The sequence below is a fragment of the Bradyrhizobium sp. USDA 4502 genome, assembly GCF_054063355.1.
Genome location: NZ_JBSSGF010000001.1, coordinates 1,313,229 through 1,332,336, shown reverse-complemented (window position 1 = coordinate 1,332,336; position 19,108 = coordinate 1,313,229). Strand labels below are relative to the sequence as shown.

Below are 19,108 nucleotides of genomic sequence, written 5' to 3'. Positions count from 1 at the left end.
TAGGCTGCAGACGATCTGCCCTACGCCTTATCTTCGGTCGCCTGCAGCGCCACGGTGAGTGCCGCCTTGGTCTGCTCGACGATTTCGTCCAGCAACTCCTCGCGGCTGATCTGCGCGGACTCGCCGGTCAGCAGTCCCTGCTCGGCGAGCATCACGATGCCGTGCAGCCCGGCCCAGATCTTCAGCGCCTGCCGCTCGCGCAGCAGGCCGACCGCGGGCGCCTCGAACGACTCGATCAGCAGTGCCAGCGTTTCCATCGCCGCGGTGTGCAGCTCGCTGCCCTTCGGCGCGCAGGCCATGGTGCGCGACGCGAACATCAGCCGGTAGATGCCGTGGCGCTCGAGCCCGAAGGCGAGCGCGGCCTGGGCAAAGCGCGACAGTTTCGAGCCCTTGCTCGACTGCTCGATCGCCTCGCGCATGATCACGTTGAACTGCCGGAAGGCTTCCGCGGTCACCGCCTCCAGCAGCGCCTCGCGGTCGGCAAAGTGCCGGTACGGCGCCGGCTGCGAGACGCCGAGCTGCTTGGCCAGCGCCTTGATGCTGATCGCCTCGGGACCACCGAGCTCGACCTCGCGTAACGCGGCCTGGATCAGGGCTTCGCGGAGGTCGCCATGGTGGTAGGTTTTGAACGGCTTACGAACGATTTGTCCCATTGCGGCAATGATCGCTGAATTTTCGCTTGACGCGCAAGCGCGACGATAATGTAATATACTATAACTTGGCGATCCGGTTAAGAGGGCCGGCCGCCCAAGCAAGCCAAGAGCTTGCCTAAACAAGAACTTGCCTAAACAAGGCTTGCATAAACCGGAATGAGGAACCCGGCGCAACCCACAATGCGCCAGAGCCGAGGGAGGTGCTTGCATGTCCAAGCTCAGAATCCGCGTCGACCAGGACAAGTGCCAGGGTCACGCCCGCTGCAAATCACTCGCCCCCGAACTGTTCGAGCTCGACGAATACGGCAACGCCCATGAGGTCGGCGACGGGACGGTCCCGGCCGGGCTCGAGGACAAGGCCTGGCTCGCGCAGACCAATTGCCCGGAAATCGCGATCGAAGTCACCGAGGAATGACGGCCAGCCGGGGACGGCCGTGCGCCGCCCGTTGAGCCAACCAGCGTTTGATCGAACGAGAAGGAAACGAGCTGATGTCCGATTCCCCGTCCGCAAGCTATCTGCCCGAACATCCCCCGGTCTCCGACTGGGTGCACGATTTCGACCATACCGATCCGGTCTGGACCGACGACCCGTTCCCGATCTGGGAGACGCTGCGCGCGGCTTCGCCCGTCGTGCATACCGAGCGCTTCCTCGGCTGCTACATGCCGACCACCTATCAGGCGGTGAAGGAGATCGCCTACGACACCGAGCACTTCTCCTCGCGCCGCGTCATCGTGCGCGACATCCGCCCCGAGATCACCGCTCGCGCGCCGCCGATCACCTCCGATCCGCCGGAGCACAAGCCCGCCAAGCAGGTGCTGCTGCCGCCGTTCACGCCGGACGCGATGAAGCGGCTGGAGCCGCGGGTGCGCGCGATCTGCAACGAGCTGATCGACGAATTCATCGCCGATGGCCATTGCGACGCCGCCGCGCGCTACACCAAGCACATCCCGGTGCGCGCCATCGCCCATATGCTGGGAATTCCCGAGAAGGACGGCGACCTGTTCATCAAATGGATCCACCAGATCCTCGAGCTCGGCATCAAGAACGAAGACGAGCTGATGAACGGCGTGCGCGAGATGACCGGCTACTTCGTGGCCCATCTCGAGCAGCGCAAGCTTGAGCCGGGCGACGATCTGATCTCGCAGCTGCTGCGGGCAAAGGGCCCCGGCGGCCAGCCGCTCACCGACGAGCATGTGCTCGGCTCGCTGCGGCTGCTCTTGATCGCCGGCATCGACACCACCTGGAGCGCGATCGGCTCCTCGCTCTGGCACCTCGCCAAGACGCCGGCCGATCGCGAGCGCCTGATTGCGGAGCCGGCGCTGATCCCGACCGCGATCGAGGAATTCCTGCGCGCGTATTCGCCGGTGACGATGGCGCGCGAGGTGATGAAGGAGACCACGATCTCCGGCTGCCCGGTGAAGGCAGGCAACATGGTGCTGCTGTCCTTCCCCGCCGCCAATCGCGATCCCGCCATGTTCCCCGATGCGGACAAGGTGGTGATCGACCGCAAGGAGAACCGCCACGCCGCCTTCGGCCTCGGCATCCACCGCTGCGTCGGTTCCAACCTTGCGCGGATGGAGATGCAGGTCGCGATCGAGGAATGGCTGAAGCGAATCCCTGATTTCCGGCTCGATCCGGCCGGCAAGGTCACCTGGTCGGAAGGCACGGTGCGCGGCCCGCGTCAACTGCCCGTTCTGTTCGGCAACAACGCCTGAGGAACCGGACAGCGGTTACATCACGTCACCCAATGAGGTAGCTTGCCCCGGAATCGAACCGACGAGTCCGGGAGCAATGCCATGTCCGAACAAACCGCTCAGCCCGCGAGCGATCATCTCGACATCCACGACGTCGAGCGGCGGGTGAAGGCGATCTTCATCGGCTCGGTCGGCAATCTCGTCGAGTGGTACGATTTCTACGCCTACACGGCGTTTGCGCTGTATTTCGCGCCGGCGTTCTTCCCGCACAGCGATCCGGTGGTGCAGCAGCTCAATGCCGCCGTGCTGTTTGCCGCGACCTTCCTGATGCGCCCGCTCGGCGGCTGGCTGTTCGGCTTCATCGCCGACCGCTATGGCCGGCGGCTGTCGTTGACGCTCTCGGTGGTCTGCATGTGCTTCGGCTCGCTGATCATCGCGGTGACGCCGACCTATGCCTCGATCGGCATCGCAGCCCCGGCGATCCTGGCGCTGGCCCGCGTGATCGAGGGCCTGAGCCTCGGCGGCGAATATGGCGCGAGCGCCACCTATCTCAGCGAGGTCGCCGATCCCAAGCACCGCGGCTTCTACTCCAGCTTTCAGTACGTCACGCTGATCGGCGGCCAGCTCACCGCGATCATCGTGCTGCTGTTGCTGCAAAAGGTGTTTTTGATGCCGGACGAGCTGAAGGCCTGGGGCTGGCGGATTCCGTTCGTGATCGGCGCCATGCTCGCGATCGTCGCGGCGGTGATGCGCCGCAGCCTGCATGAGACCGAGGCCTTCGAGGAGGCCAAGAAGGTTTCCAAGCCGACCGGCTCGATCGTCGGCCTGTTGAACTATCCGCGCGAATTGCTGCTGGTGGTCGGCCTCACCGCCGGCGGCACCGCGGCGTTCTATACCTTCACCACCTACATGCAGACCTTCGTGAAGCTGTCGGTCGGCCTCACCGAGGACCAGACCACCTTCGTGATCTTCGGCTCGCTGATCTTCGCGACCATTCTGCAACCGATCTATGGCGGGCTCTCCGATAAAATCGGCCGCAAGCCGCTGCTGATCTTCTTCGGCATCGCCGGCACGCTCGGCACGATCCCGATCCTGACCGCGCTGAAGGATACCAAGTCGCCGTTCATGGCCTTCCTTCTGATCTGCGGCGCCTGGATCTTCGTCGCCGGCTACACCTCGATCAACGCGATCGTGAAGGCCGAGCTGTTTCCGACCAACGTCCGCGCGCTCGGCGTCGGCCTGCCCTACGCCATCACGGTGTCGATCTTCGGCGGCACCGCGCCGGCGGTCGCGCTCTATTTCAAGAGCACCGGGCATGAGGACTGGTTCTACTACTATCTCAGCGGCATGATCTTCCTGTCGCTGCTGATCTACTCGACGATGCGCGATACCAAGCGCGACTCCGCGATGCACCGCCACGAATGATGGCCTGACGCGATGACCGACGATAACGAACCGCCCGAGAGCAAGCTGACGCGCAGCAAGCAGCGTTGGGCGCGCGAAGGCAAATTCCTCACCGGCAAGGTCACCCGCCCGGAGGAGCAGCGCCTGCCGCCGGGCCAGCATCTGACGGCGGATTGGCCGGTGCTCGATCTCGGGCTGATGCCGAACATCTCCCAGGAGCGCTGGCGGCTCGACGTCTACGGCGCGGTCGAGCAGACCATCTACTGGACCTGGCAGCAGTTCATGGCGCAGCCGCAAACGCAATTCGTCTCCGACATTCACTGCGTCACGACCTGGTCGCGCTACGACAACCAGTGGGAAGGGCTCGCCATAAGCGACCTGCTCGCCGCCTGCCAGCCGCGCGAGGACGCGCGCTTCGTCGCGCTGCATTCCTATGACGGCTATACGACAAACCTGCCGATCGAGGACTTCGCCGCCGAGGACGCGCTGCTCGCCCATAGCTGGTCGGGCAAGCCGCTGGAGCAGGAGCATGGCGGCCCGGTGCGGCTCGTGGTGCCCCACCTCTATTTCTGGAAGAGCGCGAAGTGGCTGCAGCGCATCGAATTCCTCACCGAGGATGCGCCCGGCTTCTGGGAGGTCCGTGGCTATCACAATCGCGGTGATCCCTGGGCCGAACAGCGCTATTCTGACGACTGACACACCAACAGAATGATGGAGCCTGCCCGTGCCGCACGAACGCTTTCAATTCACCGGTGTTGGCGGCCATCAGCTGGCCGCCGCGCTTGACACGCCCGACGGGCCGATCAAGGCCTATGCGCTGTTCGCGCACTGCTTCACCTGCGGCAAGGACGTGCTGGCCGCGAAGCGCATCGCGGTCGCGCTCGCGGCCAAGGGCATCGCCACGCTGCGCTTCGACTTCACCGGTCTGGGCTCCAGCGAGGGCGAGTTCGCCAACTCGACCTTCTCGTCGAACGTCGCCGATCTGGTCCGCGCCGCCGACCATTTGCGCGCGACGCACAAGGCACCCGCGATCCTGATCGGCCACAGCCTGGGCGGCGCCGCGATCCTCGCCGCCGCGGGTCAAATCCCCGAGGCCAAGGCGGTCGCGACCATCGCCGCGCCGTCAGATCCCGTCCATGTCACGCATTTCTTCAGGGACCGGATCGAGGACATCCGCACCCAGGGCGAAGGCGAAGTCTCGCTCGCGGGCCGCCCGTTCCGCATCAAGCGCGAATTCCTCGACGACGTCGCCGAGCAGAAGTTGATGGCGCAGGTGAAGCAGCTGCACAAGGCGCTGCTGATCATGCATTCGCCGACCGACGACACCGTCGGCATCGACAACGCCACGCATATCTTCAGCGCCGCCAGGCACCCCAAGAGCTTCGTCTCGCTGGCCGAGGCCGACCATCTCTTGAGCGGCAAACAGGATGCCGCCTATGTCGCCGACGTGATCGGCGCCTGGGCCGAACGCTACATCGATATCGCGCCGCAGCCGGCGGCAGATACCGGCACTGCGCCGCGCAACGTCGTGGTGCAGGAGACCCGCGCCGGCAAGTTTCAGCAGATCGTCACGGCAGGCCCGCATCGCATGCTGGCCGACGAGCCGATCGCCGTCGGCGGTCAGGATTCCGGCCCCGGGCCGTACGACTTCGTGCTGGCCGGGCTAGGCGCCTGCACCTCGATGACGATGCGGATGTATGCCGACCGCAAGTCGCTGCCGCTCGATCGCGTCACCGTAACGCTGACGCACAGCAAGATCTACGCGAAGGATTGCGAGGAGTGCGAGACCCGCGAGGGCATGCTCGACCAGATCGACCGCGTCATCAGGATCGAGGGCGAACTCGACGCCGACCAGCGCAAGCGGCTGATGGAGATCGCCGACAAGTGCCCGGTGCACAAGACGCTGACGTCGGAGATACGGATCGTCACCAGGGCGGCGGAGTGAGCCCGCGACGCAGCGGGAAAGGCCGAGCCGTAGCAGCATCTGGGCGGCGTCCCTCTCCCGCACGGGGGCCGTCGCAGGGGCGTGCTGAAAAATATCGAAAACAACCCCATGCAAAGGTGCCGGCGGCCGCCGGCGCTCGAAGGCACGGCGCTCGAAGGCAACTGTCCGTAGCGGGTGAAGATGTCGTGTTTTTGTAGCTCGTGATCTGTCGCCTTCGTTTCTGATTTGCAGGGGAGCCGGAAGGCGGGGACGGCTTTCCCTGATTGATCATGCCACGGCTGTTGTGGCGGTTTTAGCCCTGTGGGTGAGTTTCTTTGTTCGACTTGAAGCCCGTTTCTCCGTCCCGACCCGCGCTGTCTCGACGGCGGCGCGCGCAGGAGCGGTCAAGGACGCGCGCTTGCGCGCCCGCCAGGGCTTGTCCTTGACGGCTCCGAGCACGCCGCCAGGCTGAGGCGCGTCGGGGCTGATCTGCTGTCCGTCAGGCGCAAACCTCGCCAATCGATGCGGTCCAAGGAACACGCTGACGGTGCCATCGGGATACTCATGTAGCCGCACCAAGGCCTTGACGAAGTGAGGTCTTAGCCGGCTCTCCGGCAACTGCAGCCGCCGACCGTTCCATGCAACGGTATTGTCGTTGGCGACGGTTCGCTCCTCGATCACGCACAGCGCCTCGCGCCAGGCCTCATGCCGGTCGGCCACGAATGCCGAGCCTTCCTGTTCGGGCTTGATCGCAAACGCGGCGTTGTGCCCGGGGATGTAATGCGCCTTCAGCCACGCGTTGGCAGCCTCAACCGTCGTGATCCCGGCAAGCCGCAGCTCCTTCGGCAGCCGGTCCTGCAAGGTGCCGAACACCCGCTCGGAGCGCCCGCGCGCCTGCGGCGAATAGGCTGCGATATGCTCGATCCCAAGATGCGACAAAGCCCGTCCCACCTGGGTTTGTTGCGTCTTCGAGATCTTCTCGCCAGCTTTTGGGGTCAGGAAATAATGGCTGCCGCGGTCGGTGTAGAGCGCGCAGAACAGGCCATGCTCGCCAATCACTTCGCGCAAGGCCTGGAAGGTCGAGGCCGTTCCTTCTTCCTCGACCAGCACCATCGAGTAGATCTCGCTGGTCGCATCGTCCATCGTGACGATCAGGTCCCTCGCGGGCAGGCCTTCGATCCAAACGTGGCGCGATCCGTCCTGGTGCAGCAGCATGCCCCGAAGCGGCCGCCGCGGCCGCTTCTTGCGGTGCGCCGAACGCTTCGGAGCCTTCCGCACCAGCCCTGCCGCGTGCAGCGCCAGCTTCGTCACCGTATAGCCCAGCACATAATCATGCCGCTTTTGCATCTGCTCGTGGAAGTGCTTCACCGTGAAGTCCGCGTACTTGTCCCGGTACAGCGCAAGCATTCGTTCCAGTTCCTCCTCCGGCGCCCGCCGTGGCGAACGACGCCCCAGCCGGCGGTCGACCAGCCCGTCGTCGCCCTCCGCCTCATAGCGCTCCGCCCAGCGTTGAAACGTCCGAACACTGATCCCAAGAACCTCCGATGCTGCCTCCTGCGTCAGTTCCTTCGCCTCCGTCCGATCCAGCAAATCTGAAAACCGCATCCGTCGTACACCCTCGTGAATGGATGCCGTGCCCATCGCGCCCCCTTTGTTCCGGAGCACCGAAAACACGACACTTCACGAGCTACAAACAGGCGACAGATCACGAGCTACTGACACGTTCGACCAAGCAACTTGACACGTCGGGCAACTCAGGGATATTCTTCCATTATTCCGAAATCGTGCGAACGCCCCTCTCTCCACGCGCCGCGCTCTTGCCGGTCAGGCAGTTCGCCATGATCCGCACCGCGGCGCCGATCTCGTTCTCGCGCCAGGCGGCGAAGCCGAGCAACAGGCCGTGGTCGCGCGGCCGCCCCAGCGCGAGGCTCGACAGTGCGCGCACCTCGACGCCGGCGACCACCAGGCGCGTCACAGCATCCCGGTCCGCACGGCCATCCTTGAAACGGGCAATCAGCTGCATGCCGCCCGGCGGCACCTCGGCGGTGAGCACCTCGCCGAGCTGCCGCGCCAGCGCCGCCGCGAGGTGGTCGCGGCGCGCGCGATAGATCCGCCGCATCCGCCTGACATGCGCCAGGAAATACCCGTCGGCCATGAAGCTGGCCAGCGCCTCCTGGACATGCACGGAGGCGATCAGCCCGAGATGCCGCTGCGCGATCTCCATCGTCCGCGCCAGTGATGGCGGCACCACCAGATAGCCGATGCGGATATCGGCGGTCATCGCCTTGGCGAAGGTGCCGAGATAGAGCACGCGTCCCTCGCGATCGAGCCCCTGCAGCGCCGGCATCGGCCGGCTGTCATAGTGAAACTCGCCGTCGTAATCGTCCTCGACGATCCAGGTCTTGCCGGGCTCGGCGGAAGCCAACAGCTCGGTGCGGCGTGCGACCGGCATCACGCGCCCTGTAGGGTGCTGATGTGACGGGGTCGCGAAGATAAGCTTCGGCGCGCGCGTCGCGCGCATCCGCATCATGCCCCATTGATCGAGCCTGACACCGACGACGTCGGCACCGGCGGCACGAAACGCCGCCGCCGCTCCGGGATAGCCGGGATCCTCGGTCCAGACCGCATCGCCGGCGACGATGGTGGTCGCGGCGATCAGCGTCAGCGCCGCCTGCGCCGTCGGCAGGATCAGGATCTGATCGGCCTCGGCGCGCACGCCGCGGCTGACTTCGAGATAATCGCACAAGGCTTCGCGCAGGCTCGACCGGTTGACCACGGTCTGGTCATTGAAGCGGCGGCGCAATGCGCTGCGACGCAGGCAGCGCGCCCAGATCTCGTGCGGAAACTCGCGCGCATCCGCAAGCCCGGGACGGAGCGGCCGGAAATCCGCCTGGTAGGACAGCGGCCAATCGCTATCGGAGAGCTGCAAGGCCCAGGGCGACAGCAACGGTTTGCGGGCGGCATCACGGCGTGGCGCAGGCAGAGCCTTGGCGAAGCGCGCCTCGATGTCGTCGGTCACAACCGGCCGCCGCCGCGCCGCGACCCGTAGATACCCTTCGGCGACGAGCTGCTCATAGGCATGCGTTACGGTGTTGCGCGCCACGTCGAGCTCGGCCGCAAGGCTGCGGCTCGACGGCAGCATGGCGCCGCTCCTGATCCGGCCGCTCGCCATCAGCGCGCGCAGCTGCTGGGTCAACTGCGCGGCCAGCCCGGCGTCGTCCGATCGCTTCAGCGCGAGCAATTCGGCGAGGATCAATCTGGCTCCCTCATTCTACAAAATCTGGCCCTTTCGAGAGAGCCAGCATGATCCTATTCACAAGCGGTATCGCCCGCAAGGATTCTGCCGTGAACCGGTCCCTCTCCCCCGCCAGGGCCGCCGCCCTATTCATCGTCGTGGTGCTGGCCTGGGGCATCAACTGGTCGGTCACGAAATCGCTGGTCGAGGCGGTGCCGCCGCTGTGGACCGCCTCGATCCGCAGCTGGGTCGCCCTGATCGCCCTGCTGGTCATCCTGCGCGCCAGCGGCAATTTGATCATTCCGCGGATCGCCGATGTCCCGGTCGTGCTCAGCGTGGCGCTGCTGCACATGACGTTCTTCTCGACGCTGGTCGCCGCCGGCCTGCGCTATCTCCCGGCCAGCAAAGGCGTCGTGCTCGGCTACACCACGCCGCTCTGGGTCGCGCTCGCAGCAGGCGCCGCGCGGACGGAACGGCTCGGGACATTGAAGCTGATTGGCGTCGCCTCCGGTCTCGCCGGCCTCTGCGTGATCCTCAACCCGGCGTCGCTGGACTGGAGCAATCTGCATGTCCTCGCCGGCGCCGGCATGATCATCATCGCCGCAATCTGCTGGGCCGCGAACATCATCTATATCCGCTCGCACCGCTGGATCGCGACGCCGCTGCAGCTGTTGCTGTGGCAGGTGCTGGTCGCGACGCTGGTGCTGACGACGTCGGCGCTGGTCACCGAAGGCGTGCCCGAGGTGACCTGGTCGCCACACCTCCTGCTGCTGTTTCTCTATTCCGGCTTCATCGGCACGGCGCTGGCCTATTGGGCGATGTCCGTTGTCAACAAGAGCCTGCCGGCGCTGACCACCTCGCTCGGCACCACGGCAACGCCGATCGTCGGCATCGTGACCGCGGCACTCTTGCTCGGCGAGCCGATCGATCTTTCGCTGGCGATCGCCGCGGCGCTGATCGTCGGCGGCATCGCGCTGAGTTCGCTCGCGGACGCGCCGTCGCGTGCGTAATTAGCACTACTTTGGCAGATTGTTGATTTTGCCGCGTTTTATAGGATTCCCGAATCAATTTTTCAATGATTCATGGGTGGTCGGCTCTGGGAGGGCTGACCATGCCCGGATGGGAAGACGAACTCGAACGCTGGCTGATGCCGTTCTTGGACCGGCTGGGTCATAAGACCCGGCAGCGGATGTGTCCTCTGTATGTTGCGGGATTGATCGGTCCGGGCGATCGCAAGAGCGTTCAGCCGATGGCGGAACGCCTTGCCACGAGCAACTACGACCAGTTGCACCATTTCATTGCGGACGGTGTCTGGGACGCGACGCCGCTGGAGACAGAGCTGCTCAACCAGGCGGACCGACTTGTCGGCGGCAGGGATGCGGTGCTGGTTATTGATGACACCTCACTTCCCAAGAAGGGTGAGCGCTCGGTCGGTGTTGCGGCTCAATACGCGTCGGCTCTCGGTAAAACGGCAAATTGCCAAACGCTGGTGTCTTTGACGCTTGCTCGCGGCGAAGTGCCCGTGATGGTCGCGTTACGTCTCTTTCTGCCTGACAGTTGGACAAGCGACATATCTCGTTTGAAGCGCGCTCGCGTGCCAGTCGAACATCGAACGGCACGGTCCAAGCCCGAGATTGCTCTAGCCGAGATTGACCGCGCGATGGCAGCCAACGTGCGCTTTGGATGTGTGCTGGCGGATGCAGGATACGGCCTCAGCGCACCGTTTCGACAAGGGCTAACAGAGCGCGGGCTGACCTGGGCTGTCGGTATCCCTCGGCACCAGAAAGTGTATCCGGTCGATGTGAAGCTCATTTGGCCGATTACCAAAGTCCGCGGAAAACCACGAAAGCACCACGTGCCCGATATCTTATCGATTGCCGCAGAACAAATGCTCGCCAGCGCCAAATGGAAAACCGTGAGTTGGCGTAGCGGGACGAAAGGTCGGCTGAAAGCCCAATTTGCTGCTCTCCGTGTCCGGACCGCCGACGGCCCTCCGCAGCGGATATGGGATAAAGGTCAGCAGCATCTCCCAGGCGACGAAGCCTGGCTCATTGGCGAGCAACGTGCGTCCGGGGAGAAGAAATACTATCTGGCCAACCTTCCGGCGGCGACGGATCTGCGCACGCTGGCCGCCACCATCAAGGCACGGTGGATTTGTGAGCAGGCGCATCAGCAGTTGAAGGAGGAACTTGGACTTGATCACTTCGAAGGGCGATCATGGCAAGGTCTTCATCGCCACGCCTTGATGACAATGATTGCCTACGCCTTCCTGCAACATCGTCGCCTCGCATACGCGGGGCGGAAAAAAAAGAATCAACGGGCCTCCGCCTCAGCCAACCATGCCAGCCGTACGTCACGCCATCGTCGATCTCATCCTTCGGCCGCCGTCTCAGCAGTGCCCATATTGCCGAAAGCAGATCCGTGAAAAACAGCGGCGAAAACACAATCTGCCAAAGTAGTGTTAGGGCCTGTACTCATAGATTCGTCACGTCCGCTTCGGTCTCGGAAGCTGACGTCGAAACCGACGCGCTGCATGTCGGCCTTGGGCCGATTTTGTTGCAAAAGTCGGTTGAGTGAGGCCTCGAACGATGATTCCGTTGTGTTGACGCGATTCTCGGCGAGGTCGATCCATGATGGGCCGTCTGAAGAGTGACCAAGGTCAACTGTTCTACGAGTTTCGTCTTGGCGATGCGGTCCCCGAAGATCATTTGGTGCGGACGATCGATGCTGCTCTCGATCTGTCGTGGCTTCGCGGCGAGCTTGCGTCCCATTATGCGTCCATGGGTCGTCCGTCGATCGACCCTGAACTGATGATCCGGATGCTGGTGGTGGGGTATGTCTTTGCGATCCGCTCGGAGCGATTGATCTGCCGCGAAGTACAGGTGAACCTCGCCTATCGCTGGTTCTGCAGGCTTGGCATCGAAGATGCTATTCCCGACCATTCAGCGTTCTCGCGTGCCCGCAACGAGCGTTTCCGCGAGGGAGATGTTTTTCGCCATGTGTTTGAGCGGGTCGTCGAGGCGTGTATTGCGGCCGGTCTGGTTGGTGGTGAAGGCTTTGCAGTTGATGCGAGCCTGATTGCGGCCGACGCCAACAAGCGGCGCTCGATCGCGGGTCAGGATTGGCGCAGGGATCGCGATCCGGCGAGGTCCAGCCGCGCCGTGAAGGAGTATCTGGCGACTCTCGAAGACACGGCATGGGGTGCCGCTACGGAGGTTGTGCCGAAGTTCGTCTCGCCATCCGATCCCGCGGCGCAGTGGACCGGCGCACACAAAGGGGCGGCATTCTTCGCCTACTCTGACAACTATCTCATCGACATGAAGTTCGGCGTCATCTTGGACGTCGAGGCGTCTCGTGCCATTCGGCAAGCCGAAGTCGGTACCGCAAAGACAATGATCGAACGAACAGAGGAACGTTTTGGCCTCAAGCCGGAGCGGCTCGCGGCCGATACCGCTTATGGATCGGCGCCGATGCTGAACTGGCTGGTAGAGAAGGACATCGCGCCACACATTCCGGTCATCGACAAGTCAAAGCGCGAGGATGGCACCTTCTCGCGCAACGACTTTCGATATGATCCGGCCGGCGACGTCTACCACTGCCCAGGCGGAAAGCGGCTCGGGACAAGCGGCACAGCACACGAGGGCAAGACGCTCTTGTACCGCGCAAGCAAGCTCGACTGCGATGTTTGCCCGCTCAAACCGCAGTGCTGCCCAAAGGAGCCCTCACGCAAGATCCCGCGCGACGTCCATGAGCGCGCCCGAGACGTTGCACGCTCCTTCGCTGGCACCGAGGCCTTTGAACAGTCGCGACGTGAGCGAAAGAAGATTGAGATGCGGTTCGCACACCTGAAGCGCATCCTGAGGCTCGGCCGACTGCGACTGCGTGGCCCACGAGGCGCCCAGGATGAGTTTGTTCTGGCCGCCATCGCTCAGAACCTACGGCGGCTCGCGAGCCTGGTCGCGCGGCCGCCACCGGCACACACGGTGTACACCGCGTAGAGTTGCGTAGAGAGCGTCAGGGCCGGCAAACCAAAGCCGGTCGTCCTTGGCGAGATGGCCGAACAATCCATCGCGAGCAGCCGACTTTTGCAACAAAATCGGCCAGAAGCAGCCATAACGGCTTGTAGCAGACCGCGATCGTTTCCGCGCATTGCACTAGCGAGGTTTGACGCGTGTTTCTGAGAGGTGCTTGTCCCAATGTGGGTGGATTTGGCCGTCTGCTGTTGGCAGGTATTGGACCCATTCGGCTAGTATGCCTCTCGGGTCGATATCTCTGTTCGACACGACGTAGTCAATCTCGCTTCGCGTCGTGCCAATATCCATTAGCTCGCGGTCCGTCAGGCGGCATAATTCCGTCTGCAGCCTCCGGCGTTTGCGCCACATCTGAAATGCCTGCCAGTAGGCTTCGAGCGGACTATAGACCGGCTGGTTAGTAGTTGCTGGATGCTGAAACTTGGTGATCTCGTGGACCGTGCTCATTGCGGTACGTCCTGTCTGCTTTTTCACAGGATGAACATGCCGTACGGTGAGCCACCGCGCCTGACATCCGGCTTACATTTTCCTTACCTCCGGCTTATTCTTTGCCCCCGAACAGCGTTAAAGCCTGAAAATAGAGGGCCGCCTAAGGGATCCTGAGATGCGCTATTTCTTCGAGGAGTACGCATTCGATACTGACCGTCGCGAGCTACATCGCGGGACGATCCCTGTTCCCATCGCGCCACAGGTCTTCGATCTACTCCAATATTTGATCCGGCACAGAGAGCGCGTCGTTAGCAAGGACGATCTCATCAGCGCCGTTTGGAATGGACGCATCGTCTCTGATGCCGCGCTGACAACCCGCCTGAATGCCGCTCGGGCCGCGATCGGTGACGATGGTGATAAGCAGCGCCTAATCAAAACATTGCCGCGCAAAGGCTTCCGCTTCGTTGGCGCAGTGCACGAAGGGCGGAAGCTCTCAACTGCGTCGGTCAGTTCGGCGGTGCAGAACGACGGCGCGGTGCAAAGGCCGGCATCACCGCCTCGTCTTTCCATTGTTGTGTTGCCATTTGCTAACCTCAGCGACGACCCGGACCAAGACTACTTCGTCGATGGTGTGACGGAAAGCCTCACTACGGATTTGTCGCGGATCAGCGGCTCCTTGGTGATCGGGCGACACACCGCATTCACCTACAAGGGCAAAGCGGCTGACCTCAAGCAAATCGGTCGCGAGTTGAACATCCGGTATGTGCTAGAAGGCTCCGTACAGCGCCACGAAAGCCGACTTCGCGTCAACGTGCAGCTGATAGACGCTGAAACCGGCACGCATTTATGGGCGGACCGCTTTGACAAACCCGTCGCCGATCTGTTCGATATGCAAGACGAGATCATATCTAGGCTAGCTAACTCCTTGGACGCGCAGCTCGTCGCAGCCGAGGCCATGAGAGCACAACGTTCGGCGCATCCCAATTCAATGGAGTTGTACTTCCAGGGCAGAGCTAAGCTCAATATGGGCTTGACTTCCGAATATATCTTGCAGGCGCGCCACTTTTTCGAGCGCGCCCTGACGCTTGATCCCGGCAATATCGAAGCGCGTCTGGGCTTAGCGCATGTTGATGGCACTGTTGGTGCCGGCTACATGACCGACAATCGGATGAAGTACCTTACCGTGGCAGAAGTGGCCGTTATGCATGTCCTGACCCTCGCGCCGAGCCACCCCTTGGCTCACTTACATTTGGGAACAGCAAAAATTTTCACGAACCGCGTGTCCGAGGGCATTGATGAACTACAACACGCTTTGGGGCTGGACCGAAATCTGGCCCATGCGCACGGGTTAATCGGTCAAGCCAAGATTTTCCTCGGTCGCGGCGGGGAGACTGAGGCGCATGTCCTAGAGGCACTCCGCCTGTCTCCCCGCGACATTCATGCCTTCATGTGGATGCAGTATGTCGGCTTCGCTAAGTTGCAACTTAGTGCCGACAAGGAAGCCGTCTGTTGGCTCCGCAGGAGCATCGACGCCAACCGAAATTATCCGTTTGCGCATCTTGGGCTCGCCGCTGCCCTAGCACTGCTTGGAGCACTCGATGACGCGCGGGCCGCCGCGCAAGCAGGCCTCGCGCTTCAACCTAATTTCAGCATCCGCCGCTTCCGCGCTAGCCCGTCGACCGATAATCCAGCTTATCTCGCCAAACGTGAGCGCATTTATGAGGGCATGCGATTGGCAGGAGTACCGGAGGGGTAATGTCGCAGATGGGTCTTGGTCGTGTAAAAACGCCAGTCCCGAGGCAGTCGGGACTGGATTGGTGTCATGCCGCGATCGCAGCCATCAGCGGCTTGATCCCGACGATGTTCATGACCCGTGTCAGATTGTAGGCCAGGACGGAGAGCGCCATTTCGGCCGCCACTTTCGGAAGCGTTTTGGTGAGGAAGTGTGTCGCTCCCATGCGGGCCTTCATGGTGCCGAACGGATGCTCGACAGTTTCGCGGCGCTGACGCATGGCGTGCGGGCTTGCATCAAGGCGCTGCTGCACAGCCTCGAGCAGATGCTCATGCTCCCATCGCGTAATCCGCCGTTCTGACCCAGGCGTGCATTGGGTCTTGAGCGAACAGCTTTGACAGGCCGTGGTCCAGTAGCGCCGCAGCACCTTGCTGTCTTCTTCATTCGTATAGCGATATGATAGCCGCTCCCCGGCCGGGCAGCGATAGACGTCCTCCTCTGGCAAATAGGCAAAGTCCTGTTTACCGAAGCGTCCGTCTGCCTTAGCGCCGGACGTTAGCGGTTTGGGCAGAGTTACCGTGATGCCCGCTTCGTGGCACGCAAGGATCTCTGGGCTGTTGAAGTAGCCGCGATCGGCTACAGCTTCGAGCGTCTCAGTCTTCAGAACAGCCTTCGCCCGCTTGGCCATATTGGCAAGTTGTGCCCGATCCGAGCCGCTGTTCGTCACCTCGTGCGTCACAATCAGATGGTGTTCGGTGTCTACGGCGACCTGTACGTTGTAGCCGACAACACCAGAGCCGCGCCCGCTCGTCGCCATCGAGCGGCTGTCGGGGTCGGTCAGGGAGATTTGCTGGTCGGGTGACGCAAGCATCTGCTTCTCGTAGACGGCAAGCTTGCCCATTTCCTCCTTCAGTTTCGTCAGCTTCTCGGTAAGCCTCGTCACCTTCGTGGCCAGGGCCTCGGTCGGCTCCTGGCGGTCGGCCGTGTCAAGTTGGCTCAGATAGCGCGCGACGCTCTCCTCCAACTGAGCACGCCGTCGCTCCATCTTCGCGCGCGTGAAGTTCCTGTCCCGGTTGTTCACGGCCTTGAACTTGCTGCCATCGATGGCGACGCTCGCCGTCGCCAGCAGACCCATCTCTCGGCAGAGTTCGACGAAGCGCGCACATACCCTGCGCAGCGCCAGGCCGTTGTCCTTGCGGAAGTCCGCAATCGTCTTGTGATCGGGAGCGAGCCGACCCAGCAGCCACATCACCTCGACGTTGCGCCCGGCCTCTCGTTCCAGCCGCCGGCTCGACTGTACCCGGTTCAGATAACCGTAAATGTAAAGCTTCAGGAGCACCGAGGGATGGTACGACGGCCGACCGGTGGCCGCCGGCTCCACACCCTCAAAGCCCATCTCAGCCAAACCGAGCGCATCGACAAATACGTCGATCACGCGAACAGGGTTGCTCTCGTCAATGAAGTCATCGAGGCATTCGGGCAACAGCGACCGCTGTCCACGATCCGCCTCTTCAACGAAGCGCCTCATCGATTCCCCCAAAGAATCACAGGAGAATCATAACAGCAGCCCAGCGTTTTCACACAGCCAGGGTCATAAGCCGCCGATAACTACCGAACCGGGCAACTTCCGCTTTATGACGGGAAGCCGACGGTTATGAGTACACGCCTAGGCCGTCGCAAGCGGCCTGACCCGCAAGCTCCCGCGCAGGCCGGCGCCGGTGCCGAGCATGATGCCGGCGATCGCGATGAGGGACGACAGCGACAGCGTCGACAATCCGGTCAGCCCCTGCCCGACCGAGCAGCCGAACGCCATCACGCCGCCCGCGCCCATCAATGCGGCGCCGCTCGCCGAGCGCAGCATATGCTGTGGCGACCGGTAGCCTTCGAGCTGGAAGCGCCCGGTGGCGATGGCCGTGATCAGGCTGCCGGCGAACACGCCGAACACGGTGACGATGCCGAAATTGAGCGTCGAGCCGGTCGACAGCATGACGTATTGCAGGGCGTCGGCGATCGGCGCGATGAAGGTCAGCGACGTCACCGGCACCGGATTGAAATCATCGGCGCCGAGATAGCCGGTCGCGTACCAGCCCCCCGCCACCAGCAGGCCGACGATCAAGCCGGCCGCGATCTGGCCCGGCGACTTGCGGAATGGCGCATGGGCAAAGGCGAAGATGATCAGGACGGCTGCGAGAACCGAGGCCGCCACCATCCGCGCTGGCACCGCGCCGAGGCCGATGTCCGCCAATAGCGCCGGCACCGAATTGGCTGACACCGTGGCCTGTGACGCCTGCACCATCGCGATCCGCCCCGGGGCGATCAGGCCCTTCAGCGTCATCTCGGCGAAAATGCCGAGCACGATCACGACCACGAAGGAGCGCAGATTGCCGCGCCCGAGCAGCACCAGTGCCCGCGAACCGCAGCCATTCGACAGCACCATGCCGTAGCCGAACAGCAGCCCGCCGAGGAACATCACCGGCGCCGAGAAGGACGGCTGCAGATAGATCGACTTGCCGAGATCGACGAGGCCTGCCGCCGCCAACAGCTGCGAGGCCGCGATCGCGACGCCCATCGCCAGCGCATAGGTGCGCGCCAGGCGGCCGTCGCCCTCCGCCCACCAGCCGCGCAGGCCGCTCATCATGCAGAAGCCGCTGAGCAGCCCGACCGAGCCATAGATCAGGCCGATGATCAGGGCGGCGATGATGACGATCGTGGCGGGGTCCATAATAGTCCTTCAATTACGTTCGTCATTGCGAGCCAACCGGTCGGCGCGAAGCGCCGCCGGATGACAGGCTCCGCGAAGCAATCCATACTATCACACTGGAGAGAATGGATTGCTTCGTCGCTTCGCTCCTCGCAATGACGGTGAACTAGGGTCGCAAAATCACGCGGTCGCGCGACGAGCCTGCCACGGCAACAAACGCCGCCTTGGCCTGTTCCAGCGGATAGATCGCGCTCGGCTTGATCGGGAATGGCTTCAGATGTCCGCCGGCAAAGCCCGGCGCGAGCTCGCGCAACACCTCGCCGGTCGCAACCGACGACAGCGCAAGCGTGTCGATGCCGACATAGGAATGCTGGCCGCGGTAGAATTCGAGGATGTTGAACTGCACGATGCGGTCGACCGCCGCGATCAGGATCTGGCGGCCGCGCAGCGCCAGCGACTTGTGCGCGGCCTGGAAATAGGGATCGCCGACCGTGTTGTAGACGATGTCGGCGCCCTTGCCGCCGGTCAGCTCGCGCACGCGAGCGGCGACGTCGGTGGTCGAGGCGTCGATCACCTCGACCGGCGAATTGCTGTGGCCTTCATAAGGCTCGCTCTTGCGCACCACGCCGATCACGCGCGCACCGTGCCAGCTCGCGATCTGCACCGCGGCCTGACCAACCTTGCCGTTGACGCCCATCACCAGCACGGTCTCGCCCGCCTTCGGCAGGCCGGCGCGGCGCAGGCCTTCCATCGCGGTGACGAAGGGCACGCCGATCCCGGCGGCTTCGTCCCAGGAGATGCCGGCGGGCTTTTCCACCACGGCATCGCGCTCGACCACCAGATGCGTGGCATGGGTGCCGTCGCGGCGGATGCCGAGGTCGCCGGACGAGCCGAACACGTCGCGCCCGATGAATTCAGCGGGACCATCGATTACGACACCGGCGTAGTCGCGGCCCGAGGTACGCGGGAATATGGCATAGGGCATCAGCCCGGTCGCGGCCTTGACGTCGGACGGATTGACCGCGGCGGCCCTCACCTCGATGAGCAGATCGTCCGCCCCGCGCGACAACGCAAGGGTCTCGACCACTGGCGCCACCGCCGCCGCGTTCTCCGCCTTCGTCAGCAGACGCACGCAGCGGGCGTCGACAGGATGACGGTTTGCTTGCGGGGCCGGCGGCATCAGCGTTCCAGTCCTGGTCATGAAGCGCGCTGTTGAAGCGCGCGGATGGTGGCGGCCAAGTGGCCTCCGGTCATGACTAATCGACTGACCGATCAATTCAAGGGGCTTGTTGCGGCCGGCGGTG

16 protein-coding genes are annotated in these 19,108 nt (G+C 63.3%); 9 read left to right on the top strand and 7 right to left on the bottom strand.

Annotated elements, in window-relative coordinates; genetic code table 11:
- Window positions 1–20: 20 nt before the first annotated feature.
- A complete protein-coding gene (locus ACVW1B_RS05935; protein WP_076827173.1) occupies window positions 21–653 on the bottom strand; it encodes a TetR/AcrR family transcriptional regulator in 633 nt (210 codons plus the stop codon).
- Window positions 654–861: 208 nt separating this feature from the next.
- On the opposite strand from ACVW1B_RS05935, the gene ACVW1B_RS05930 reads away from it, so the two are divergent.
- From ACVW1B_RS05930 to ACVW1B_RS05910, 5 genes are all read left to right on the top strand, one after another.
- Window positions 862–1,068 carry a ferredoxin gene (locus ACVW1B_RS05930; protein ID WP_016842874.1) on the top strand — a complete coding sequence of 69 codons (207 nt, stop codon included), beginning with the start codon at window positions 862–864 and terminating at the stop codon, window positions 1,066–1,068.
- A 74-nt stretch (window positions 1,069–1,142) separates the two neighbouring features.
- Window positions 1,143–2,369, top strand: a complete 1,227-nt coding sequence (locus ACVW1B_RS05925) for a cytochrome P450 (RefSeq protein WP_141340861.1) — start codon at window positions 1,143–1,145, stop codon at window positions 2,367–2,369.
- Between the two features lie 81 nt (window positions 2,370–2,450).
- A complete protein-coding gene (locus ACVW1B_RS05920) occupies window positions 2,451–3,773 on the top strand; it encodes an MFS transporter (RefSeq protein ID WP_456821334.1) in 1,323 nt (440 codons plus the stop codon).
- A 12-nt stretch (window positions 3,774–3,785) separates the two neighbouring features.
- Window positions 3,786–4,448, top strand: coding sequence for a sulfite oxidase-like oxidoreductase (locus ACVW1B_RS05915; protein ID WP_456781215.1), 663 nt, complete (start codon window positions 3,786–3,788; stop codon window positions 4,446–4,448).
- Window positions 4,449–4,476: 28 nt separating this feature from the next.
- The gene (locus tag ACVW1B_RS05910) at window positions 4,477–5,697 is read left to right on the top strand and encodes a bifunctional alpha/beta hydrolase/OsmC family protein (RefSeq protein ID WP_456821333.1); all 1,221 of its coding nucleotides are present in this window, start codon (window positions 4,477–4,479) and stop codon (window positions 5,695–5,697) included.
- A gap of 267 nt (window positions 5,698–5,964) precedes the next feature.
- Here ACVW1B_RS05910 and ACVW1B_RS05905 read toward each other — a convergent pair whose 3' ends face one another.
- Both ACVW1B_RS05905 and pdxR read right to left on the bottom strand, forming a co-directional pair.
- Entirely contained in the window at window positions 5,965–7,281 is a 1,317-nt protein-coding gene (locus ACVW1B_RS05905; protein ID WP_456821332.1) for an ISNCY family transposase, read from the bottom strand.
- A 166-nt stretch (window positions 7,282–7,447) separates the two neighbouring features.
- Entirely contained in the window at window positions 7,448–8,932 is a 1,485-nt protein-coding gene (gene pdxR / locus ACVW1B_RS05900) for a MocR-like pyridoxine biosynthesis transcription factor PdxR (protein WP_456781217.1), read from the bottom strand.
- A 47-nt stretch (window positions 8,933–8,979) separates the two neighbouring features.
- On the opposite strand from pdxR, the gene ACVW1B_RS05895 reads away from it, so the two are divergent.
- The 3 genes from ACVW1B_RS05895 (at window position 8,980) to ACVW1B_RS05885 (ending at window position 12,909) form a co-directional block, all read left to right on the top strand.
- A complete protein-coding gene (locus ACVW1B_RS05895; RefSeq protein ID WP_092083273.1) occupies window positions 8,980–9,921 on the top strand; it encodes a DMT family transporter in 942 nt (313 codons plus the stop codon).
- Between the two features lie 65 nt (window positions 9,922–9,986).
- Entirely contained in the window at window positions 9,987–11,336 is a 1,350-nt protein-coding gene (locus ACVW1B_RS05890) for an IS701 family transposase (protein ID WP_253605578.1), read from the top strand.
- A 205-nt stretch (window positions 11,337–11,541) separates the two neighbouring features.
- Window positions 11,542–12,909 (top strand): IS1182 family transposase, encoded by a 1,368-nt coding sequence (locus ACVW1B_RS05885; RefSeq protein ID WP_310883540.1) that lies wholly within the window; start codon window positions 11,542–11,544, stop codon window positions 12,907–12,909.
- A gap of 156 nt (window positions 12,910–13,065) precedes the next feature.
- Here ACVW1B_RS05885 and ACVW1B_RS05880 read toward each other — a convergent pair whose 3' ends face one another.
- Window positions 13,066–13,389, bottom strand: a complete 324-nt coding sequence (locus ACVW1B_RS05880) for a DUF1127 domain-containing protein (RefSeq protein WP_256558770.1) — start codon at window positions 13,387–13,389, stop codon at window positions 13,066–13,068.
- A 157-nt stretch (window positions 13,390–13,546) separates the two neighbouring features.
- On the opposite strand from ACVW1B_RS05880, the gene ACVW1B_RS05875 reads away from it, so the two are divergent.
- Window positions 13,547–15,127, top strand: a complete 1,581-nt coding sequence (locus ACVW1B_RS05875) for a winged helix-turn-helix domain-containing tetratricopeptide repeat protein (RefSeq protein ID WP_253609645.1) — start codon at window positions 13,547–13,549, stop codon at window positions 15,125–15,127.
- 64 nt (window positions 15,128–15,191) lie between these two features.
- Here the strand turns inward: ACVW1B_RS05875 and ACVW1B_RS05870 are convergent, their stop codons facing one another.
- The 3 genes from ACVW1B_RS05870 to ACVW1B_RS05860 all read right to left on the bottom strand — a co-directional run bounded on the left by ACVW1B_RS05870 (window position 15,192) and on the right by ACVW1B_RS05860 (window position 19,005).
- Window positions 15,192–16,631, bottom strand: coding sequence for an IS1182 family transposase (locus ACVW1B_RS05870; RefSeq protein WP_253607763.1), 1,440 nt, complete (start codon window positions 16,629–16,631; stop codon window positions 15,192–15,194).
- A 138-nt stretch (window positions 16,632–16,769) separates the two neighbouring features.
- Window positions 16,770–17,825 carry a YeeE/YedE family protein gene (locus ACVW1B_RS05865; protein ID WP_456781218.1) on the bottom strand — a complete coding sequence of 352 codons (1,056 nt, stop codon included), beginning with the start codon at window positions 17,823–17,825 and terminating at the stop codon, window positions 16,770–16,772.
- 145 nt (window positions 17,826–17,970) lie between these two features.
- Window positions 17,971–19,005: a quinone oxidoreductase family protein gene (locus ACVW1B_RS05860; RefSeq protein WP_456821331.1), complete on the bottom strand. Its 1,035-nt coding sequence runs from the start codon at window positions 19,003–19,005 to the stop codon at window positions 17,971–17,973.
- Between the last annotated feature and the right edge of the window lie 103 nt (window positions 19,006–19,108).